Origin of the sequence: Streptomyces sp. NPDC008150 (assembly GCF_042956945.1) — a bacterium.
Classification (GTDB): domain Bacteria; phylum Actinomycetota; class Actinomycetes; order Streptomycetales; family Streptomycetaceae; genus Streptomyces.
Genome location: NZ_JBIBHJ010000001.1, coordinates 732592 through 754016 on the forward strand (window position 1 = coordinate 732592; position 21425 = coordinate 754016).

General features: G+C 74.7%; 20 protein-coding genes. 9 read left to right on the forward strand and 11 right to left on the reverse strand.

The window, feature by feature from the left end; all coding sequences use genetic code 11:
* Positions 1-10 precede the first annotated feature (10 nt).
* Both ACFZA0_RS03165 and ACFZA0_RS03170 read right to left on the reverse strand, forming a co-directional pair.
* A complete protein-coding gene (locus tag ACFZA0_RS03165; RefSeq protein WP_391010330.1) occupies positions 11-427 on the reverse strand; it encodes a MazG-like family protein in 417 nt (138 codons plus the stop codon).
* Positions 428-478: 51 nt separating this feature from the next.
* Complete coding sequence (locus ACFZA0_RS03170; protein WP_391010333.1) at positions 479-1027, reverse strand: DoxX family membrane protein; 549 nt, start codon at positions 1025-1027, stop codon at positions 479-481.
* A gap of 132 nt (positions 1028-1159) precedes the next feature.
* Here ACFZA0_RS03170 and ACFZA0_RS03175 point away from each other — a divergent pair, with 132 nt between their 5' ends.
* Entirely contained in the window at positions 1160-1486 is a 327-nt protein-coding gene (locus ACFZA0_RS03175; protein WP_391010336.1) for a nuclear transport factor 2 family protein, read from the forward strand.
* Between the two features lie 265 nt (positions 1487-1751).
* On the opposite strand, the gene ACFZA0_RS03180 is transcribed toward ACFZA0_RS03175, so the two are convergent.
* Both ACFZA0_RS03180 and ACFZA0_RS03185 read right to left on the reverse strand, forming a co-directional pair.
* Positions 1752-2504: an ATP-binding cassette domain-containing protein gene (locus ACFZA0_RS03180; RefSeq protein ID WP_391010339.1), complete on the reverse strand. Its 753-nt coding sequence runs from the start codon at positions 2502-2504 to the stop codon at positions 1752-1754.
* Between the two features lie 117 nt (positions 2505-2621).
* The gene (locus tag ACFZA0_RS03185; RefSeq protein WP_391010342.1) at positions 2622-4097 is read right to left on the reverse strand and encodes an ABC transporter permease; all 1476 of its coding nucleotides are present in this window, start codon (positions 4095-4097) and stop codon (positions 2622-2624) included.
* Between the two features lie 271 nt (positions 4098-4368).
* Between ACFZA0_RS03185 and ACFZA0_RS03190 the strand changes: the two genes are divergently transcribed.
* Positions 4369-5574, forward strand: a complete 1206-nt coding sequence (locus ACFZA0_RS03190) for a serine hydrolase (protein WP_391010345.1) — start codon at positions 4369-4371, stop codon at positions 5572-5574.
* Between the two features lie 347 nt (positions 5575-5921).
* Here ACFZA0_RS03190 and ACFZA0_RS03195 read toward each other — a convergent pair whose 3' ends face one another.
* A complete protein-coding gene (locus ACFZA0_RS03195; protein ID WP_391010348.1) occupies positions 5922-6923 on the reverse strand; it encodes a Gfo/Idh/MocA family oxidoreductase in 1002 nt (333 codons plus the stop codon).
* Positions 6924-7195: 272 nt separating this feature from the next.
* On the opposite strand from ACFZA0_RS03195, the gene ACFZA0_RS03200 reads away from it, so the two are divergent.
* Positions 7196-8326 (forward strand): serine hydrolase, encoded by a 1131-nt coding sequence (locus ACFZA0_RS03200; RefSeq protein ID WP_391011802.1) that lies wholly within the window; start codon positions 7196-7198, stop codon positions 8324-8326.
* A gap of 213 nt (positions 8327-8539) precedes the next feature.
* Complete coding sequence (locus ACFZA0_RS03205) at positions 8540-9517, forward strand: small ribosomal subunit Rsm22 family protein (protein WP_391011805.1); 978 nt, start codon at positions 8540-8542, stop codon at positions 9515-9517.
* Positions 9518-9565: 48 nt separating this feature from the next.
* Here ACFZA0_RS03205 and ddaH read toward each other — a convergent pair whose 3' ends face one another.
* Together ddaH and ACFZA0_RS03215 are read right to left on the reverse strand one after the other, a co-directional pair.
* Positions 9566-10405 carry a dimethylargininase gene (ddaH, locus tag ACFZA0_RS03210; RefSeq protein WP_391010351.1) on the reverse strand — a complete coding sequence of 280 codons (840 nt, stop codon included), beginning with the start codon at positions 10403-10405 and terminating at the stop codon, positions 9566-9568.
* 216 nt (positions 10406-10621) lie between these two features.
* Positions 10622-11584 carry a zinc-binding dehydrogenase gene (locus ACFZA0_RS03215; protein ID WP_391011808.1) on the reverse strand — a complete coding sequence of 321 codons (963 nt, stop codon included), beginning with the start codon at positions 11582-11584 and terminating at the stop codon, positions 10622-10624.
* Between the two features lie 114 nt (positions 11585-11698).
* Between ACFZA0_RS03215 and ACFZA0_RS03220 the strand changes: the two genes are divergently transcribed.
* Positions 11699-12196 (forward strand): MarR family transcriptional regulator, encoded by a 498-nt coding sequence (locus tag ACFZA0_RS03220; RefSeq protein WP_391010354.1) that lies wholly within the window; start codon positions 11699-11701, stop codon positions 12194-12196.
* Positions 12197-12457: 261 nt separating this feature from the next.
* Complete coding sequence (locus ACFZA0_RS03225; RefSeq protein WP_391010357.1) at positions 12458-13189, forward strand: bifunctional DNA primase/polymerase; 732 nt, start codon at positions 12458-12460, stop codon at positions 13187-13189.
* A 102-nt stretch (positions 13190-13291) separates the two neighbouring features.
* On the opposite strand, the gene ACFZA0_RS03230 is transcribed toward ACFZA0_RS03225, so the two are convergent.
* The 4 genes from ACFZA0_RS03230 to ACFZA0_RS03245 form a co-directional block, all read right to left on the reverse strand.
* Entirely contained in the window at positions 13292-14293 is a 1002-nt protein-coding gene (locus tag ACFZA0_RS03230) for a hypothetical protein (RefSeq protein ID WP_391010360.1), read from the reverse strand.
* 129 nt (positions 14294-14422) lie between these two features.
* On the reverse strand, positions 14423-15277 hold the full coding sequence (locus ACFZA0_RS03235; RefSeq protein WP_391010362.1) for a heme ABC transporter ATP-binding protein: 855 nt from the start codon (positions 15275-15277) through the stop codon (positions 14423-14425).
* Positions 15274-16335, reverse strand: coding sequence for an iron chelate uptake ABC transporter family permease subunit (locus tag ACFZA0_RS03240; protein WP_391011811.1), 1062 nt, complete (start codon positions 16333-16335; stop codon positions 15274-15276). Before ACFZA0_RS03240 ends, ACFZA0_RS03235 begins: the two co-directional genes overlap by 4 nt.
* Before the next feature lie 59 nt (positions 16336-16394).
* Positions 16395-17411, reverse strand: coding sequence for an ABC transporter substrate-binding protein (locus ACFZA0_RS03245; RefSeq protein WP_391010365.1), 1017 nt, complete (start codon positions 17409-17411; stop codon positions 16395-16397).
* A 125-nt stretch (positions 17412-17536) separates the two neighbouring features.
* Between ACFZA0_RS03245 and ACFZA0_RS03250 the strand changes: the two genes are divergently transcribed.
* From ACFZA0_RS03250 to ACFZA0_RS03260, 3 genes are all read left to right on the forward strand, one after another.
* Positions 17537-19042, forward strand: coding sequence for an HtaA domain-containing protein (locus tag ACFZA0_RS03250; protein WP_391010368.1), 1506 nt, complete (start codon positions 17537-17539; stop codon positions 19040-19042).
* A 72-nt stretch (positions 19043-19114) separates the two neighbouring features.
* A complete protein-coding gene (locus ACFZA0_RS03255; RefSeq protein WP_391010371.1) occupies positions 19115-20686 on the forward strand; it encodes an HtaA domain-containing protein in 1572 nt (523 codons plus the stop codon).
* Positions 20687-20769: 83 nt separating this feature from the next.
* Positions 20770-21414 carry a PhzF family phenazine biosynthesis protein gene (locus tag ACFZA0_RS03260; RefSeq protein ID WP_391010373.1) on the forward strand — a complete coding sequence of 215 codons (645 nt, stop codon included), beginning with the start codon at positions 20770-20772 and terminating at the stop codon, positions 21412-21414.
* Positions 21415-21425 lie beyond the last annotated feature (11 nt).

Here is a 21425-nt window from a genome sequence, read left to right on the forward strand (position 1 = left end):
CCCTGTGGCGTCAGGTGTTCTCGGTACTGCTCTCGGCACGGGAGGAGTCCGGCAGGGGTTCGCCCAGCGAGCGGTCCGTCACCCGCGCCAGGTGTCCGGCGAACACCCGCCGCGCGTCCGGGGTCAGCGTGCGCAGCGCCACCAGCGCGGTGATCACCACGTCGCACAGTTCCGACTCGACGTCCTGCCAGGTGTGCGTGACGCCCTTGCGCGGGTTCTGCCCCGTGGCGCCGATCACCGCTTGCGCGACCTCACCGACCTCCTCCGACAACTTCAGTACCCGCGACAGCAGTTCCTCACCGCGGCCCGTGCTGTCGGGGCCGGTGCCGCGGCTCGCCTCCAGCCAGCCCCAGAGGGCGTCGACGGCCTTCCAGAGGTCCGGGTCCGTGGTGCCCCCGGCCGGGGCCGCCGAGTTGGGATCGTCCATCCCAGCAGCCTGTCACGGGAGTTGGGCCCGGCCGCCCGCGGGGCCGCCGGTTCACCCCTCGAACAGCGTGCCCTGCTCGCCCTCCGCCGCCCGCCGCACCCTCTTGTTGCGGGTGCCGACGACCACCGCCGTCGCCGCGCCGGTCACCGCGAACGCCGCCGGCACCATCCAGCCGCGGTTGACGGCGTGGCCCAGCGCGTGGTCCAGCGACAGGCGCCCGGGGCCCGTGACCGCGAGGCCGGCCGCCGCGAGGCCCAGGAAGCCCGCGTACTCGAAGCCGCCGCTCTGCGCGAAGAACCCGTTCGGTACGTGCACGGCCGCGGCGCCCGCCATGGCCCCGGCCGCCGCCGAACCCGCCGCGGGGGTCGCCAGACCCAGCGCCAGCAGCGCGCCGCCGCCCGCCTCCGCGAGGCCGGCCATGGTCGCGTTGGCCTTCCCCGGGCTGTAGCCCATGGACTCCATGGCCTGCCCCGTGCCCTCCAGGCCGCCCCCGCCGAACCAGCCGAACAGCTTCTGCGCGCCGTGCGCGGCGAGCACGCCCCCGGTGCCCAGTCGGAGCAGCAGCAGGCCCAGATCACGTCGGTCGAAACAGCAGCTCACGGTCACTCCCGGGCAGAGACGGCGGACAACGGTCGGTTCCGTTCCCAACTTCGCATCCCGGGTGCCGGACGGGCCCGGTCCGGGCCGCCGTTCGGGTGGCGGGCCCGGCGCGGCGGTGTGAGGGTGACGGGCATGACCATTCAGACAGCCCGGCTCAGCGACCCGGCCGTCCGCGCCTTCGTCGGCGCGGTGAACGCCCACGACCGCGACGGCTTCCTCGCACTGCTGGCCCCCGGGGCGACCATGGCGGACGACGGCTCCGACCGGGACCTCACCGAGTGGATCGACCGCGAGATCTTCTCCTCCCACGGACACCTGGAGGTCGACAAGGAGTCCCGTGACGGCCGGTCCTTCGTCGCGCGCTACAGCAACGACGCCTGGGGCGAGATGAACACCCGGTGGAGCTTCACCGTCGGCGAGGACGGCCGCATCAGCCGCTTCGAGACCGGCCAGGCGTAACGCGGACCGGGCGCCGGGCGCGTAACGCGGACCGGGGGCCGGGCGCGTAACGCGGACCGGGGCGCACGGCGCGGGCGGGCGCGATGCCGTCCGTCCCCGGCCGTCCCGAGCCCGCCCGGCACCGGTGCCCCGGCCCGGTGCCGCGGACCCGTGCCCCCGCCCCCCGTGCCGGAGGGCCGCCCCCGCGTGTGCGGGAAGCGGCCCTCCGACAGGGACGTGACGGCGGCGACGGCGGCAACGGCCGGCCGGCGTCACGGCGCCCCGACTACTGCGCGCCGTAGGCCTCCTGAGTGAGTGTCGGCTCCGGAGCGGCCCCCGCCACCGGGCCCCGGCGCGCGTTGTCCGGGCGCTCCTTCAGCGTGATGCGGCCGGACTTGATGGTCGCCAGGCGCGGTGCCCGGCGGGCGATGGACGAGTCGTGGGTGACCATGACGAACGTCAGCCCGTGCTCGCGCCACAGCCCCTCCAGCAGCGACATGATGTCGTCGCGGGTGCCCTCGTCGAGGTTGCCGGTGGGCTCGTCGGCCAGGAGCACCTTCGGCTGCTTGACCAGCGCGCGGGCGATCGCCACGCGCTGCTGCTGGCCGCCGGACAGCTCCGAGGGCACGTGGTGCAGCCGCTCGCCCAGCGCCACCGAGCTCAGCGCCTCGGCGGCCCGCTCGCGCCGTTCCTTCGGCTTCACACCGAGCGGTACGAGCGCGGTCTCGACGTTCTCCTGCGCGGTGAGCGTCGGGATCAGGTTGAACGACTGGAAGATGATGCCGATCTTCTCCGCGCGCAGCCGGGTCAGCTTCGCCTCGCTGATCGACCCGAGGTCGACACCGTCCAGGACGACACTGCCGTCGGAGGGCCGGTCGAGGCCGCCGATCATCTGGAGCAGCGTGGACTTGCCCCCGCCGGTGGGGCCCTGGATGACGAGCTGGTCACCGTCCTCGATGGTGAGGTCGATGCCGCGCAGCGCCTGCACCGTCTCCTTGCCCCGCGAATAGCGCTTGGTGACGCCGGTGAGCTTGTACATGGGTTCTCCGTGGATGGCCGGCCGCGGACGGCCGGGGCTGTGGGAAGGGGCGGGGCGCCGTGCCCCGGGGGGAACGGACACGGCGCCCCGGTACGGGGCGGAGGGGACCGCGGGGTGTCAGGAGACGCTGCGCAGCGCGTCGGCCGGGCGCATCCGGGAGGCGCGCCAGCCGCCCATGGCGCCCGCGATCAGGCCGCCGGCCACCGCGAGGCCCACGGCGAGCCCGATGGTGGTCACCGAGACGGGCGCGGTCAGCGCGATCTTCACGGTGTTGGACACGGCCTGCTGGCCGGGCCCGCCGCCCATGCCGCCACCGCCGCCGCCGGGGCCGCCGCCCGCGCCGCCGGAGCCCGCCGTCGAGCCCAGGTCGGCGGTCAGCGTCGGGCTGATCGCGGTCACCACGTACGCGGCCACCAGGCCGAGCGCGATGCCGAGGACGCCGCCCATCAGGCCGTTGACGATCGACTCGCCGACGACCTGCCGGGTCACCTTGCGGCTCGGCCAGCCGAGCGCCTTCAGCGTGCCGAACTCGCGCACGCGCCGCGAGACCGCGGAGGAGGTGAGCAGCGCGGCGACGAGGAAGGCGGCGACGAGCACCGCGACGGAGAGCCACTTGCCCACGCTGGTCGCGAGGTTGGAGGCGGTGGAGAGCGAACCGGAGACGGTGTCCGCGAGGTCGGCGGAGGTGGTGACCGTGGTGCCGGAGATGTTCTTCTGGATGGTCTTCTTGACCGCGTCGATCTGCTTCGAGTCCGACGCCTTGACGTAGATCGTGGTGACCTTGCCGGCGGCGTCACCGAGCGTCTGCGCCTGCTTCAGCGGCAGGTACACGTCGGTGGTCGAGTCGCTGCTGTCGGGCGTCGCGATGCCGATGACCGTGTACTTGGTGCCGGAGATCTTGAAGGTCTTGCCGACCGTGTACTTGTTCTCCTTGGCGTACGACTTGCTGACCACCGCGACCTTGGAGCCGGCCTGTGCCGTCGTGAAGGTCTTGCCCGAGGTGATCTTGCTCGCGGCCAGCGGGCCGAGCGTCTGGTCGGAGACGTCGACGCCCGCGACCGAGTACGAGTTGACGTTGAACGAGGCGCCGCCGCCCTGTACCTGCGGCATGCCGGTGCTGCTGCCGCCGGGGCCGCCGTTCTGGCCCTCGCCGTTCTGCGTCGTCGAGGACTGCGCCTTGCCCTGGGTGAAGGAGCCGTCGACCTTGGTGACGTTCAGGGTCAGCGCGCCCACCGCGTTCGCGACGCCCTTCTGCGCCGCCACCTTGGAGACCAGCGAGGACTTCAGGGACTGGCCGCCCTGCGTCATCACCCGGTCCGAACTCTGCTTCGAGCTGCCGCTGGACTTCGCGTCGAACTTGAAGTTCGGCTTCTGCGAACCGCTGGCGGAGGGCGCCGCCGCGGCCTTCGTCACGGTCATGTCGGTGCCGAGGCCGTAGAGCGACTGGAGGACCTTGTCCTGCGCCTTCTGCATGCCGGCCGACACCGAGTTCACGGTGATGACCAGAGCGATTCCGAGCGCCAGACCCATGGCGATGACCAGAGCGGCTTTCTTGCGCCGGCTCAGCTCACGCTTGAGATAGATGCCAAACATCCCGTTCCTCGAAGGTTCTTGGCGCCCCAAGTGGGCGCGGCCACAAGCTAGGGACGAACCTTTGGGGCGCCCTGAGGAAGAGATGTGCCAGGACTGAGAAAGCGGGGCGCGGATTCAGAAAACGGTGAGACAGCTCATTGCCAGGCGCACGAGGGGTCATTGCCAGGAAACCCCTGTTCCGTGGGGTGGCACCGGACATCGCCGGGCGAGCGGCGCGGCTGTCGGGGGACCCGCCGCACGCGCGCACAGCCTCGGTATGTACGGTCCCCGGATGCACGACTCCACCCGGATCTCCAGGCGGTCCCTGTTCGCCGCGGCTGCCGCCGCCCCGCTGGTCGCCGCCGTGCCGGCCGCCTCCGCCGCGGCGCGGAGCGCACCGGCCACGGCCGTCGGCGGCGAGCGGCTCGCCCTCGACGCCGTGCAGGTGCGCGGCGCGGGCGGACTGCCCCGGAAGCTGACCGCGCGCTCCTGGCTCGTCGCCGACGAGGAGACCGGCGAGGTGCTCGCCTCCTACCGGGCGCACCGCGCGCTGCCGCCCGCCTCGACCCTGAAGATGCTGTTCGCGGACACCGTGCTGGCCCGGTTCGACCGCACGGAGCGCCACACCGTCACCGACGCCGATCTGCGGGGCATCCCGTCCGGCTCCAGCCTCGTCGGCGTGCAGCCCGGGACCACGTACACCGTCGAGCAGTTGTGGCAGGGCGTGTTCCTGCGCTCGGGCAACGACGCCGTGCACGTCCTCGCCCGGATGAACGGCGGCATCGACGTCACCGTGGCCCAGATGCAGGCCAAGGCCGAGGACCTCCAGGCGCTCGACACCAAGGTGGTCAGTCCCGACGGCTACGACCACAAGGGGCAGGTGTCGTCCGCGTACGACCTGTCGCTGTTCGCCCGGCACGGCCTCGCCGACGCCGACTTCCGCTCGTACTGCGCCACGAGGACCGCCGACTTCCCGGCCGGGGGGAAGAAGACCTTCCAGATACAGAACACCGACCGCCTGCTGACCGGCCTGCTCGGGGTGAAGGCGTACCCGGGGATGATCGGCGTCAAGAACGGCTACACCACCAACGCCGGCAACACGTTCACCGGCGCCGCCACCCGTGGCGGACGCACCCTCCTCGTCACCGTCATGCACCCCCACAACGGCGGCAACGCGGTCTACGAGGAGACCACCGCGCTGCTCGACTGGGGCTTCGGGGACGGGAGTTCGGCGAAGTCGGTCGGCACGCTCGTGAAGCCGCTGAGCGAGGGCGGGGCGAGTGCGAGCCCGTCCCCGACGGCGCGGGCGGCACGGGCGGCGGCGGGTGCGCCCGCGTCGTCGGGCGGCGGCTCGTCGTGGGGAACGGTGGAGGGTGCCGCGGCGGCGGTCGTGGTGCTGGCCGGCGGGACGGTCGCGCTGCGCAGGCGCCGGGCGGCGGTGCGGCGCGCGGCCGGGGCGGCGGACGAGGCGCGGGGGCCGGGCGGGCACCGCGGCTGAGGCCGGCGCCCGCCGGAGGCCGTGGGCGGGTGAAAGCGCGCCGGCCGTGCGCGGACGGGGACTCCGTCGCGCGCACGGCCGGCCGGCCGGCGGTCGTCCCGCGGACCGGAGCGCGCCTCGTGGTCGTACGAGACGCGCCCCCTGCCCGGTGCCGCGGAACGGCCGCCGTTTCCCCCCTCGGTGTGGTCTCCGGTCCACAAGGGACCCGTGTGCTCAAGTTGTGAAGCTTTGATGGAGACGTCCTGAGCATAGGGGCTCGGAGTGGCGAATTGCCCCGGAGGAATGCATTCCGCTTGTGCAAGTTGAGTTTTGGACCACTTGTGCGGGCGCCGGCCGGGGCGGGCCGTTCAGGCGGCCTCGCCGGGATAGCGCACGCCGATCCGCTCGCGCACCGCGTCGAGGGTCCGCATCACCGCGAGGGTGCCGTCGAGGGGGACGAGCGGGGACTCGGTCTCGCCCGCGCGCAGGGCCCGCATCACCTCGGCCGCCTCGTGCCGCAGGCTGGAGCGGGGGCCGTCGGCCGGGTCGGCGAGGAACTCCTGCGGGTCGCGGCCGTCGCGGTGCAGGACGAACCGCTCGGGGTGGAAGAAGCCGTCCGGGATGTCGATGCGGCCCCGGGAACCGGTGACCGAGGCGCCGACCGAGGTGCCGCCGGTGATGGAGCAGTGCACCAGACCGAGAGCACCGCTCTCCCAGGAGAGCAGTGCTCCCGTCTGGAGGTCGACGCCCTCGTCCGAGAGCACCGCCCTCGCGGTCACCTCCGACGGCTCCCCGAGCAGCAGGTGCGCGAACGACACCGGGTACACGCCGAGGTCGAGCAGCGCGCCGCCGCCCTGCGCCGGGTCGCGCAGCCGGTGCGCGGCGGGGAAGGGCCCCTCAAGTCCGAAGTCCGCCTGAACCGTGCGGACTTCGCCGATCGCGCCGTCGTCGACCAGCGCCTTCAGCCGGCGCACCAGCGGATTGCAGTACATCCACATGGCCTCCATCAGGAAGCTCCCGCGCTCCCGGGCCAGACCGACGAGTTCCCCCGCCTCGCGGGAGTTGAGGGTGAACGCCTTCTCGCACAGCACGTTCCGCCCGGCCTCCAGGCACAGCCCGGCCGCCGCCCGGTGCGCCGAGTGCGGGGTCGCCACGTACACGACGTCGACGTCCTCGTCCCGGGCCAGCGACTCCCAGTCGCCGTACGCGCGGGGGGCGCCGAAGCGGTCCGCGAAGGCCCGCGCCGAGTCCTCCCGGCGGGACGCCACCGCCACGACCTCCGCGTCCGGCATGTCCACCAGGTCGGCCGTGAACGCCGCCGCGATCCCGCCCGTCGCCAGAACTCCCCAGCGCACGCTCTTCGCGTCCATCCGTCCGCCCTCACTCGTCCCGGGCGCCGTGCCCGTGCGGGTCCGGCCGTCCCGTGTCGTCGTCCGTGTCTCGTCGTACACGCGTCGCACATGTGTCGTACGAGCTGAGAGCATAAGGAGCCGACGACGTCGGAGGGGAGGGGCCCACGTCCGTCACGCACGCCGCACGGTCCAACTGGCGGGCGCGGTGGTCGGAACGGGCCGCTTCGTGGGAACGTGCGGTCCCCGGAACAGGGACGGGTCGCGGAAGGGGCGGGGAACTGAGCGCGAGACTGCGCGTCGACACGGCGGAGCGGGCGGGGCTGGACCCCGGCGAGCTCGACCACCTCGTGCGCGACGTCCACGACCTGACGACGGGCGACCGGCCCTGGGCGGCGGGTGCCGTCGTGGTGGCCGGACGCGGCCCGGTGATCGCGGTGGAGGAGGCGGCCGGCTGGGCGGTGCGCTACACCTCCCACGACCCGAAGTCGGACACGGGGACCGAACTCCCCGCGCAGGCAAGGGTTCCGGTGGCCCGGCACACACCGTTCGACCTGGCGTCGCTGACCAAGCTGTTCACGGCGGTCGCCGCCGTCCAGCAGATCGAGCGGGGCACCCTGGGCATCGACGCCCGCGTCGGCGCCTACCTGCCGGAGTTCCGCGGCGCGGCCCGGCACGACGTGAGCGTACGGCAGTTGCTCACCCACACCTCCGGCATGCGCCCCGAACTCCCGCTGTACGACTGCAAGGACGACGCGGCGCGGCTCGCGATGCTCCAGAGCGAGGTGCCGTCGGGACCGCCGGACAAGTACGTCTACTCCGACGTGAACATGCTGCTTCTCCAGCACGTCCTCGAACGGGTCACGGGCCGCACGCTCGACGTCCTCGTCCAGGAGGGCATCACCCGCCCGCTCGGCATGGCGGGCACCCGCTTCGGCCCGTGTCCCGGGGCGGCGGCGACCGAGGACCAGCGCAGGCCGTGGGCGAAGGCGGACCGTGGGATGCTGCGCGGCGTCGTCCACGACGAGAACGCCTGGGCGCTGGGCGGGGTCGCCGGTCACGCGGGGCTGTTCTCCACCGGGCGCGACCTCGCGGTGTTCTGCCGCACCCTGCTGGCCGGCGGCTCGTACGGGCCCGCCCGGATACTGGGCCCCGACTTCGTCGAGCTCCTGCTGACCCCGCCCGGCCTCGGCTTCGCGCTGGACCAGCCGTGGTTCATGGGCGAACTGGCGGGCCGGGGCGCCGCGGGCCACACCGGGTTCACGGGCACCTCCCTGGTGCTCGACCCGGTCACCGACACCTTCCTGGTGCTGCTCGCCAACACCGTCCACCCCGTGCGCCGCGCCCCCGACAGCCGCCCCCGCGCGGCGGCGGCGACCCGGCTGGCGCGGGCGGTGCGGGGGATGCGCGGACCGCGCGGCTAGACCGCGGGCGGCACGGGCGCGACGGCGGGGCCGGTCCGGGAGCGCGGCGGGCGGGGTCGGGAGCGCGCCTGGTGGGGTCGGGAGCGCGGCGGGCGGGGCGCGGACCGCCCGTAGAATCGCCGGGTGAACGTCCCCGTGTCCCCGGCATCCCCCGCGTCCCCGGCATCCCCCGCGTCCCCGGAGCCCTCGGCACCGTCGGCGTCCGCGGCGTCGGTGGCCGAGACCCTGCGCGGTGCCCTCGCCGGACTGCTCGACGGGCTCCCGCCCCGGCAGGCGGCACAGGCCGTGGAGCGGCTCATCGCCACCTACCGCGGCACCACCCCGACCGACACCCCCGTGCTGCGCGACCGCGCCGACGTGGCGGCGTACGCCGCGTACCGGATGCCGGCCACCTTCGAGGCGGTGCGCTCGGCGCTCGCGGAGTTCGCGGACACGGTGCCCGACTGGGCGCCGGCCCGGCACGTGGACGTCGGCGGCGGGACCGGGGCGGCGACCTGGGCGGTCAGCGCCACCTGGGACGGCGGGCGGCCGGTGACGGTGCTCGACTGGGCGGAACCGGCGCTCGCGCTGGGCCGGGAGATCGCCGCCGCCAACCCGGCACTGCGCGACACCCGGTGGCAGCGCTCTCGTGTCGGAGCGGCGCTCACCATCGAGAGCACTGATCTCGTCACTGTCTCGTACGTGCTCGGCGAGCTGACCGAGGCCGACCGGACCGCCGTCGTGGACGCCGCCGCGACCGCCGCGCAGGCCGTGGTGATCGTCGAGCCGGGCACCCCCGGCGGGTACGCCCGCGTCCTCGCAGCCCGAGACCGCCTCGTCGCCGCCGGCTTCCGCGTCGCCGCCCCCTGCCCGCACAGCGCCGCCTGCCCGATCGTCCCGGGCGAGGACTGGTGCCACTTCTCGGCGCGGGTCAGCCGTTCGTCGCTGCACCGGCAGGTCAAGGGCGGTTCGCTCGCCTACGAGGACGAGAAGTTCAGCTACGTGGCGGCCACCCGCCTCCCGGCCGCGCCCGCCGCCTCCCGCGTGGTGCGGCGCCCGCAGATCCGCAAGGGGCAGGTGCTCCTCGACCTCTGCGAGGCCGACGAACGCCTCGCGCGCAGCACGGTCACCAAGCGCCACGGGCCCCTCTACCGGGCGGCCCGCGACGCCGACTGGGGCGACCCGTGGCCGCCGGAGACGGCGGCCGAGTAGCGGGGCGGGAGCCGCCGGGTGCGGCCGGCGGCCGACGGTCGCCGGGTGTCAGGCGCGCAGTTCCTGCGTGCAGCACTTCACGCTGCCGCCGCCCTTGAGCAGTTCGCTCAGGTCCACGCCGACCGGCTCGAAGCCGCGCTCGCGCAGCGGGTCGAACAACCCGGCCGCCGCCTGCGGCAGCAGCACGTGCAGCCCGTCCGACACCGCGTTCAGGCCGAAGGCCGCCGCGTCCTCGTCGGTGGCGAGCAGCGCGTCCGGGAACAGCCGGCGCAGCACCTCGCGGCTGCCGGGGGAGAAGGCGGGCGGGTAGTACGCGACGGTGCCGGCGGCGTCGTCGAGCACGGCGAGCGCGGTGTCGAGGTGGTAGTAGCGCGGGTCGACCAGGTCGAGGCCGATCACGGGACGCCCGAAGAACTCCTGCGCCTCGCGGTGCGACTCGGGGCTGGCCCGGAAGCCGCGGCCGGCCAGCACGTACGAGGCGGTGACGGCGAAGTCGCCCTCGCCCTCGTTGACGTGCACGGGTTCGCGGACCTCGCGGAAACCCCGGGCGGCGAACCACTCCAGGTGGGCCGCGGCCTCCGCCTCCCGCTCGCGGTGCGCGAACCGGGCGCCCAGCACCCGGCCGTCCACCACGGTCGCGCCGTTGGCCGCGTAGACCATGTCGGGCAGGCCGGGCCGCGGGGCGAGTTCCTCGACGGTGTGGCCGAGGGAGCGGTACAGGTCGCGCAGGTCCTCCCACTGGGCGACGGCGAGGGCCACGTCGACAGGCTTCGCGGGGTTCATCCAGGGGTTGATCGCGTACGCGACGTCGAAGTGCGCGGGCGCGCACATGAGGTAGCGCCGGGGGGTGGCGCGCCGGGGTGCGGAGGCGGGGCGGGGTCGGGCCAAGGCGGGCTCCTGTGGTGCCGCAGGGACGGTTGCTGCCCATGGTGCGAATCCCGGGGCGAATCCCCGGGTCCCGCGCGTGTGCCGAACGGGTTGACTTGCCGCCCCGCGCCACCGGGCCCCGCCCCGCCGGGCCCCGCGCTGTCCCGTAGCGCGGCCGTGCCCTGCCGCCCCGCTGCCTTGCCGCCGCGCCGCCTTGCCGCCGCGCCGCCGCGCCGCCTACGCGTTCGGGGTGAACACCACGCGCCGGCCCGGGGCGGTCGGTGCGTTCCACGCCGTCGCGACCTCGGCGAGCGGCACCGGCAGCGCGTCGACCGTGAGGGCCCCGGCGCACAACTGCTCGACGAGGGACGGCAGTTCGGCGACGATCCCGGCCGCGGTGAGCGAGCCCTGGCCGCTGCCCATGATCCGCAGGTTGGCGGCGCGCAGGACGAAGGAGGGCAGGGTGATGTCGGCCCCGGCGGTCGAGCCGATCTGGATCCAGTCGAGCGGCGCGCTGCGGTCGGAGCGGCGCGTCAGCAGGGCGGGGATCGCCCGCTCGGTGGGCGTGCCCCAGGTGTAGTCGATCACCACGTCGACGTCCGCGGCGGCGCCGCCCAGCCGGTCGGCCTCCTCGTCGGGGTCGCCGCCCAGCGGGACGACGTCGGTGGCCCCCAGCCCGTCGAGCAGGGCGAGGCGGCGCGGGTCCCGGCCGGCCGCGACGATCCGGTCGGCGCCGAGCAGGCGGGCGATCTGCACGGCCGTGCGCCCCGCGTTCCCCGTGGCGCCCAGGATCAGCACGCTCTGCCCGGCCCGGAAGGAGACCCGGCGGCGCAGCGCGACCCAGGAGGACATCGCGGGGTTCATGGCCGCCGCGACGGTCACCGGGTCGGCGTCGTCCGGCAGCGGTACGGACCGGCGGGGGTCGACGAGCGCGCGTTCGGCCATCGTCCCGGGGACGTCGTCGTCGGCCACGAAGTACACGAGACGGCCGTCGGGCAGCCGCCCCACCCCGTCCACGCCGGGCACCAGGGGCAGCCGCCCGGCGCTGGTGTAGTGGGTGCCGTCGGCGCCCGAGCGGACCCGGGGGTGCAGGCCGGCGGCGAGGACGTCCACCAGGACGTGTCCCTCCGCGGCCTCGGGGACGGGGAAGTCCGCGTACCGCGGCGGGCTGTCGAACGAGGTGACGACGGCCGCGCGCATCTGGTTCTGCGTGTGCTCGGACATGGGGGACTCCGGGGGCTCCGCGATTCGAGTTAATACGTGACACGAACTAAATTAATTTGTGTCACGTACTACGTCAAGTACGATGCCCGCATGCCTCACGACGCCACGCCCCCCGCGCCGTCCGCGCCCGCCGAGCCGTCCGCGCCGTCCGGGTCGGCGTCCGCCGCCGCGCCGGACCTCGGGCTCGTGGACGGACTGGTCCAGCTCTCGTTCCTGGTGCAGGGCACGCTCGCGAAGGTCGCGGCCGAACACGGCCTGACCGTCGTGCAGTTGAGGCTGCTCGGCGTGCTGCGGGACCGCACGCCCGGCATGCAGGAGCTGGCCCGCCACCTGGGCCTGGACAAGTCGTCCATGACGGGTCTGGTCGACCGGGCGGAGCGGCGCGGACTCGTGCGCCGGACGCCCTCGCCCGACGACCGCCGCGGTGTGCGGGTGTCGCTGACGGACGAGGGGCGCGCACTGGCCCGTACCGGCGCGGGCGAGGCAGGCCGCCGCGTCACCGAACTCGCCGCGGGCCTCACCGGACCGCAGCGTGCCCAGCTCTCCCGGCTGGCGAGCGAACTGCTCGCGGGCGCGGCCACGCTCTGACGCGGGCGGCGGGCGGCGGGCGGCCGCGAGGACATCAGTGCCCATCGACACCGGTACGGGCTCGTAGCGGGACCAAAGGTCCTGTGACCGGCGGGGGCAATTGCCGCAAAGCGGGACGGGTCACCGGCCGGGCGGCGCCGTGCGCCGTGTTCCGTCCACCCCGGACACGGGCTCCGGTCACCCGGGGCGCACGATGGTGGGACCATGGCAGTGCGGCACGGTGATACGTGTCGACGGCACCACAGCGAGGCAAGGGGATAGATGAGCGCGGAGTTCGGCGGTCGTACCGACCGGCAGGGCATGATCTCCCGATGGCTGCGCGGACGCCGCCCCAAGGAGGCCGCCCCGGACGGGGACCGTGAGGCCCTGCTGCTCGCCGCCGCCGGAGCGGGCCTGCCCCTGGCGCCCGCCGCGCACCCCGCCGGCTACCGGTGCTCCTGCGACCGGGTCGGCTGTCCGACCCCCGCCCGGCACCCGCTGTCGTTCGCGTGGCAGACCCAGTCCACCACCGACCGCGCCCAGGTCGAGCGCTGGGCCCGGCACCAGCCCGAGGCCAACTTCGTCACCGCGACCGGCATGCTGCACGACGTCCTCGACGTGCCGCTCCCGGCCGGCCGCCAGGCACTGGAACGGCTGCTCGCCTCCGGCGTCGAGGTCGGGCCGGTCGCCGAGAGCGACGACGACCGTGTGCTCTTCTTCACCCTCACCCGCGGTACGCCCGAGGACGAGGACGAGTGGTGGCCCTGCGAGCTGGACTGCCACCCCGAGACCGCGGACGAGCACCCCGGACTGCGCTGGCACTGCCGCGGTTCCTACGTCCTGGTGCCGCCGGCCCGGCTGCCCGGCGACGGCCGGGGAGTGCGCTGGATACGCGGCCCCGAGCACGAACTGCCGGATCCGCTGAGCCTGTTGGAGATCCTCACCGACGAGTGCGCCCGGTACGCGGGGGAGACCCCCGGCCAGCCGGTCGCCGCCTGGCCGCCGCGCGGCTGATCCCGGCACGGACGCCACCGCGAGGTCCGGCCCGGCGCGGGCGCCCGCCCCTGCACGCCCGCCCTGCGCCGCTCCCGTGCGTGCCGCTCGGGTTCGCGGCGGCTACTCGCCCTTGCCCCCGGTCAGGCCCTGCACCCGCCCGAGCACGTTCACGCCCTGGCCGGCGGCCCCCTTCGCCGGGTCCAGCGCCACCTGGTTCGAGACGAACTCCAGCGTCAGCGACTGCTTGATCTCGCCCGTGGTCAGCGCCCGCACGTTCGCGCTCGGGGCCGGCACCGTCGTGCCCTGCGCGGCGGTCTGCTTCTCGTAGTGGTGGGTGGCGAAGAAGACGAGCGCCCCGCCGTCGGCGGTGCGCAGCGCGAGGGGCGCGTAGTCGCCGCGGGTCAGCGGTTCGTCGATGTACTGCGTGGCGAGACCGGGCCGGCTCGCGCTCTTCTGCCGCAGCTCGCGCCAGGCGCTGGTGCGCGGGCCCGGCGCGAAGGAACCGCGGCCGTCCTTGAGGTAGCCGACGTAGTCGTCGCTCAGGTCGGCCGGTCTGACGGCGAGTTGGGCGGTGGTCGCCGGGACGGCCTCGGCCAGGCCGTCCTTGTCGGTGCGGATCGCGGGCAGGTCGCCCGGTGCCACCAGGGTCAGGAACGCCACCTGCCAGCGCTCGTCCAGCCCGTCGCGGACGAACACGAGGACCCAGCGGGCTGTGCCGCCCTTGTTGCCGGCGGCGTCGGCCACGAACCAGCGCGGCCAGCCGGCCTTCTTCGGGATCGTGAACCTGGCGTCGGTCAACTCCAGTGGTGTGTATGCGGGGTTGCCGCCCGGGTCCGTCACATGGCCCGCCCGCAGCCGGCCGCCGTCGATGTCGCCGACCGCCCCCGTCACCACGGCCCGGTCCAGCGAACTGTCGTACGCCTTGTCGGCCTTGTTGTACGACGAGGTGAACTGCGCCAGCGCGCGGGCGGCTTCGGCGCGCGTGACCGTCGGTACGACCTCACGCTCGCCGTGCACCACCACGCAGCCGCTCGCCGTGAGCGACAGAGCGGTCAGGCCGAGGAGCGCGCGTATGGAGCGGTCACGTCGGCGGGGCCTTCGCGGGCCGCGGTCCCTGGTCATCGGCTGCCTTCACCTTCCCCTTCCCGGAGGCGAAACCCTACCGGGGCCGCCGCCGGTGCGAGCGCCGGGACCGCGGACAGCGACCGCACCGTGACCCGGCGGCCGGGGAACCGGCCGCCGCGACCACCTCTAGCCGGTCCGGGTCCGGCCGCCCGGTGCCCGTTCCGGGTCCCGGCGCGGAGTCACCAGGACCGCCCCCGTGCGCGGGTGCGGCAGCACCTCCACCGGCTGGTCGTAGACGTCGGTGAGCAGCCGGTCCGAGAAGATCTCGGCGGGCGGTCCCTCCGCCGCGATCAGGCCGCCGTCGAGCACCGCCGCCCGGTCCGCGTAGGCGGCGGCGAGCCCCAGGTCGTGCAGCACGACCACCACGGCGTCGCCCGCCCGCGCCCGGTCCCGGCACACGCGCAGTACCAACTCCTGGTGTTTCAGGTCGAGTGCGGCCGTCGGCTCGTCGAGCAGCAGCAGCGGGGCGCGCTGCGCGAGGACGCGGGCCAGCGCGACCCGGGCCCGTTCGCCACCGCTGAGCGCGGAGAACGGGCGCCCGGCGAACGCGGTCACCTCGGTCGCCGCCATGGCCTCCGCGACCGCCGGTTCGTCGTCCTCCGGGAGCAGCGACGCCCAGGGCGCCCGGCCCATGCGGACGACGTCGAGCACCGTGAAGGGAAAGGACAGTTCGGCGCTCTGCGGCAACACGGCCCGCCGCAGGGCCAGTTCGGCCGCCGGCCAGTCGCCCGCCGGTCGGCCGTGGACGCGGACCGTGCCCCCGGCCGGCCGGACGTCTCCCGCGAGGGCGCCCAACAGGGTTGATTTGCCTGCCCCGTTGGGCCCGACCAGGGCCAGTACCTCACCGGCGCGGACCTGCGCGTCCACCCCGCGCAGCACCTCGCGCGTGCCCAGCCGGACACGCAGTGCCTCGGCGGCGGCGAGGACGTCGCCGGGGGCCGCCGGGGCGGGCGCCACCGGGCGCGTTCCGAGGAACCTCATGCCCAACCCCCCTGCCTGCGCCGGGTGCGGCGCAGCAGCCAGAAGAAGAACGGGCTGCCGAGCAGCGCCGTCAGCACGCCGAGCGGAAGCTCGGCGGGCGCGGCCACGGTACGGGCCGCGAGGTCCGCCGCGAGCAGCACGGCGGCGCCGAGCAGCGCGGCGGCCGGGACCAGGAACCGGTGGCCGGGCCCCGCCGCCATCCGCAGCAGGTGCGGCACGACCAGCCCCACGAACGAGATGATCCCGGCGACGCTGACCGCCGCCGCCGTCAGCAGCGCGATGACCAGGACCAGGACGATCCGCAGCCGTTCCACGTCCACGCCGAGGTGCCGGGCGGGCCGTTCGCCCAGCGCCAGCAGGTCCAGGCGGCGGCTGTACAGCGGGGCGAGCCCCAGGCCCAGGGCGGCGCACGGCAGCACCGCGAGCACCTTCGGCCAGGTCGCCTGGGCGAGCGAGCCGAGCTGCCAGAACGTGATCTGGTTGACGGCGGCGGTGTCCGCGAAGAACACGAACAGGCCGATCAGGGCGCCCGCGAAGGCGTTCACGGCGATGCCGGTGAGGATCAGCGTCACCACCTCGCTGCGCCCGCCGGAGCGGGACATCGCGTACACGAGCAGGACGGTGGCGAGTCCGCCGGCGAACGCGAACGCCGGGACGGTCCAGGTGCCGAGGAAGGTCAGGCCGAGCGAGATCGCGGCGACGGCGCCGGCCGCGGCGCCCGACGAGACGCCGATGACGCCGGGTTCCGCCAGCGGGTTGCCGAACACCCCCTGCATCAGGGCGCCCGCGCAGCCGAGCGAGGAACCGACGAGCAGCGCGAGCACGATCCGCGGGAAGCGCACGTTCCACAGCACGGAGTCGGCGACCCGGTCGAGCTGCGTGCCGCCGAGCCCGACCCGGTGCTGCACGGAACCGAGGACGTCCCCGACCGGGATCGGGTAGGCGCCGGTCCCGGCGGCCACGGGGACCAGCACGAGCAGCAGGACGACCAGGCCAACGGTCAGTGTCCAGGCGGTACTTCGGCGGGCGGCGGGCCGGGCTGCGGCCTTCGCGGGCACCTCCGGCCGCTCGCCCCCGGTGCCGCCGTCCGTGCCGGGACCGGCCTCCTCGACGACGCTCACGCGGCACCGTCCCCGTACAGCTGGCCGACCAGGGACTTGAGCACCTGGTCGGTGCGCGGCCCGTAGTTGAGCAGCACGCCGTCCTCGATCGAGACGATCCGCCGGTTCATTCCGGCCGGGGTCTCCGCGACGCCCGGGATCTTCACCAATCCGTCGACGCCGCCCACCGATTCGAGCCCCTTGGTCATGACCAGGATGGCGTCGGGCGCCGCCTTGGCGAGCGCCTCGGTGGTGATGGTGCTGAAGTCCTTCCGCAGGCCGGACGCGGCGCCCGCGTCGATCGCCCCGGCGGCCTCCAACAGCGAGGTGGCGCCCGACTTCTGACCGCCTATCAGGTAGACGGAGGCCGAGCCGCGCACGTAGAGGAAGGCGACGCGCGGCTTCGTCGTCCGCCGCGGAACGTCCTTGCGCACGGCGGCGATCCGCTGTTGCGAGCGCTTCGCGAGGTCGGCCCCGCGGGCCGGGACGCCCAGGGCGGCGGCCACCGCGTCGATGCGCGGGCCGACGTCGGACAGGCCCTGCGCCGGGTCGACCACCAGCACGGGCACCCCGGCCGCGCGGATCTGGTCCATGGCCTCGCTCGGCCCGGTCGTCGTCTCGGCGAGCACGAGGTCGGGCTTGAGCGAGAGCACGCTCTCGGCGGAGACGTCGTGGTTGCGGGTCACCACCGGGAGTTTCGCGGCCTGTTCGAAGGTGGCCGTGATGTCGCGGGCGACGACCCTGCTGCCCAGGCCGAGCGTGAAGACGATCTCGCTGAGGCTGCCCGACAGCGGCACGACGCGGTCGGCCCGGCCGACGGTCACCTTCTTGCCGTCGGCCGACTCCACGGTCACCGGCAGGTCCGGCCGCGCGGTGCCCGGCAGCGGTTCGAGGCGGTCGGCGGTCGTGGCCGCGGCCTTGGCCGGACCGCCCCCCGAGGCCCCCGTCGCGGCCCCTCCGCATCCGGTCGCGGTCAGCGCGAGGGCGAGTGCGGCGACCGCCGCTCCCGCCAGTCGTGTGCGCAAGGGTCGCACGTCGTCCGTCCTTTCGGTCCGCCGGCTTCCCGGGATGGCTTGTCCACCGTGGGTATGCGGCTGGTAAAGGTTAGGTTAGCCTTACCTCGCTTGCTACCCGGCGACAGTATTCCGGAGGACCTTCCATGCCCGCGCGCCCTCGTGCCCTGGCCACCGCGATGTGCACGGCGACCGCCGTGCTCGTCGCGGCGGTGCTCACGGCCGTGCTGCCGGCCGGTGCCGCGCACGCCGCGAGCCGGACCGTGCAGGGCGGCCGACTCGACTGGGGCATCAGGGCCTCGTTCCAGAGCTACGTCACCGGCCCGATAGCCAACGGGAGTTACTCCCTGACCGGCGGCGCCGCGACCGTCGGCGCCAGCACCTTCCGCTTCCCGTCGGCCACCGGTTCCTACGACGGGACGGCGGGCTCGTTCACCGCCTCGTTCACCGGCGGCGTCCACTTCGTCGGCCACCGCGCGACGAGCGGCACCTACCAGCTCGACCTCACCATCAGCCGCCCCACGGTGCGCATTTCGGGCGGCGGCGGCACGCTCTACGTGGACGTCGTCAGCAGGGCGAAGGACACCGGGCGGGTCACGACGTCCTCCCAGGTCCCGTTCGCCACGCTGTCCCTGGGCGGCATCGACATGCGGGGCGACGGCAACGCCGTCGTCCTCAACAACCTTCCCGCGACGCTCACTTCGCAGGGTGCGCAGTCCTTCGCCGGGTACTACACGGCGGGCACCGCGCTCGACCCGGTCAGCCTCTCGGCGGACGTGCGGCCGGCCGCGGCGGCGGTCCCGTCGAGCACCCCGAAGGCGTCGAAGTCGGCCTCCGCGAAGGCCGGTTCCACGACCGGGAGCGGCGGCGGGAAGCAGGACGGCGCGATCGAGGACGGGGCCGTCGACTGGGGCGTGCGCCGCACCTACCGCGAATACGTCACCGGTGACATCGCCCGCGGCAAGTGGACGCTCACGTCCGGAGCCGAGGACGGCGGCGCGCTCTTCCGGTTCCCCGACGGCGAGGGCACGTTCGAGGACGGCAGCCTGCGGGCGACGTTCAAGGGCGCCGTGCGCTTCACCGGCGACCACGGCCTCGACCTCACGCTGAGCGGCCTGCGCGTCGTCGTGGACGACGGCACGGGCACCCTCTACGCCGACGTGCGCGGCGACGGCTTCACCGGCACGAAGGTCCCGCTGGTCACCTTCACCGCCAAGCACCTCAAGGCGAAGAACGGCCTGGTGAGGCTGACCGAGGCCCCGGCGGAACTCACCGCGCGCGGTGCACGGGCGTTCGGCGGGACGTACCCGACGGGCACCGCCATGGACCCCGTGTCCGTCGCCGTCGCCCTCACCGACGACGCCGAACTGCCCGCCCTGCCCGACCTCGGCAGCACCCCGACCGGGACGGCGACGCCGACGCCCGCCGCGAGCCCGGCGCCGAGCACGTCCGCCGAGCCGGTGGCGAGCAGTTCCGACGACGACGGCGTACCCGTCCTGCCGGTCGCCCTCGCGGCAGCCGCCGCGGTCCTGGTGGCCGCGGCCGTGACCTTCACCGTCCGCCGCCGTCGCCGCGCCCGCCCGGAGCCGGGCCAGGCCGACGCCTCGGACCCGGCGGAGCCGACCGGGCCCGCCACCCCCCTGGACGACTGACTTCCCCTCCCGGCACGCCTGTCGGCGGCCCACCCCCCCAACACACCGCACCCACCGAGGAGTACCACCGCCATGCCCGCCACTTCGCGCAGACGCCCGATCGCCCTCGCCGCCGCCGTGGCGACCGCCGCGACACTCGGTGCGGCCGCCCTGGCCACCTTCGGGGCCGCCACCGCGTCCGCCGCCGAAATACCGCTGTCCGGCTACGAGTTGAGCTGGGGCATCAAGCAGTCCTACCGCACCTACGTCGCCACCTACGCGGCCGGCACCTTCACGCCCGCGGGCGGCGCCTCGCAGGCCGACGGCAACGGCGTGTTCACCTTCACCGGCGGCGCGGGCGGCTACGACTCCGACGCCCACACGCTGGACCTCGCCTTCCAGGGCAGCCTGAACATCGTCTCGGCGGCGCACGGCTTCGACATCACGCTCTCGGACGTGCGCTTCGACAGCGGCGCCGGTGAGATCACGGCCGACGTCACGAAGTCCGGCACCACCCAGCAGGACGTGCCGCTCGCCGACGTCACCGTCACCCGCGAGATGACGGACATGACGACGACGCTGACCACGGAGGCCGCCGACGTCCTCGGCAGCGCGAGCTACGCGGGGGCGGCGGGCGACCCGGTGACGGTCGTCCAGAAGACGGAGCCGACGTCCCCCGGGCCGAGCGCCCCGGAGACCTCTTCGCCGGCCCCCACGGACGAGCCCACCACCGCGGAGCCGACGGACCAGGAGACCACCGGGCCGGGGTCCACCCCTCCGGGCACGACCGACCCGGCGGAGACCCCCTCGCCGACCGGCACGGCCACCGGGTCGCCGTCGGCGTCCCCGTCGGACACGCACACCCCGGCGCCCGCCAAGGGCGAGATCGCCGACGGCACCCTGGGCTGGGGCGTGAAGGAGTCCTTCCGCTCGTACGTCGTCGGCTCCGTCGCCAACGGCAGGATCACGACGGCGGACGGCGCGACGCAGGCCGCCGGCAACGGCCCGTTCACGTTCACCGACGCGTCCGGCAGCTACGACACCGACGCCGACACCCTCTCCGCGTCCTTCGCGGGCTCGGTGAACTTCAAGGGCCACGAGGACAACGGCACGTACGGCCTCGACCTGACCCTCAGCGACGTGCGGGCGACGCTGGACGGCGGCAAGGGCGAGCTGACCGCCGACGTCACCAGCCTCGGCGAGAAGACCGAGGACGTGGTCCTCGCCGACCTCGAGGCGCCCTCCGCCGACCTGACCGCCGAGGACGACGTCGTCGCGGTGGACGACGTCACCGCCACCATCACCGGGGCGGGCGCCAAGGCGTTCGCCGGCTTCTACACCGCGGGCACCGAACTCGACCCGGTGGACCTGGCGCTGGCCCTCGACGACGACGCCGAACTGCCCGGCGGCAGCGGCTCCGGCGGCACGTCCGGCGGTTCCGGCACCGGCGGTTCGGGTTCGGCGGGCGGCTCCGGCACGACCGGCTCGACCACCGGCGGCACCGGCTCCACGATCGGCGGCACCGGCTCGACCACCGGCGGCAGCCTCGCCTCCACGGGCAGCGACCTCCCGGTGGGCGGTCTGGGCGCCGCCGCGGGCGCGGCCGTCGTCGCGGGTGCGGCGGCGGTCGCCGTGACGCGCAGGCGCCGCGCGACCCAGGAGTGACGCACGGGCCGGGGCACCCCGAGGGGTGCCCCGGCCGTTGCCGTCCGGATCGGCCGGACGCCCGCGGATGCTTCAATTCCGGGGTGACGGATTACGACGTGCTGCGGGTCTTCGTGGGACCGCGCGGCGGCTACGGCAACGAACTGGGCGTGGTGCGCGAGGGCTCGCGGACACCGGAGCGCGACGAGCGCCAGGCCCTCGCGGCGAAACTCGGCTTCAGCGAGACCGTGTTCGTCGACGATCCCGAACGCGGCGTCATCGACATCTACACCCCGGCCCTGCGCCTGCCGTTCGCCGGTCACCCCTGCGTCGGCACCGCCTGGCTCCTGGACGTCCCCGAACTGGTCACCCCCGCGGGCACGGTGGGCACGCGCCTGGACGGCGAGTTCACGTGGATCGAGGCCCGCGCGGACTGGGCCCCGCCGCGCACCCTGCGCCAGTACGCGACCCCGGCCGAGGTGAACGCCCTAGAGGTGCCGCCGCCGGGGGAGTGGATCTACGCCTGGTCCTGGGAGGACGAGGCGGCGGGCCGCGTCCGCGCCCGCGCCTTCCCGGGCCGTGACGACGGCATCGACGAGGACGAGGCCACGGGCGCGGCGGCCCTCCTGCTGACCGACCAGCTGGGCCGTGCCCTCAACATCACCCAGGGCAGGGGCTCCCAGATCCTCACCGCCCCGCAGCCCGGCGGCTGGGTGGAGGTGGGAGGACGGGTGGTGCTGGAGCGCTGAGGGGCGGTCGG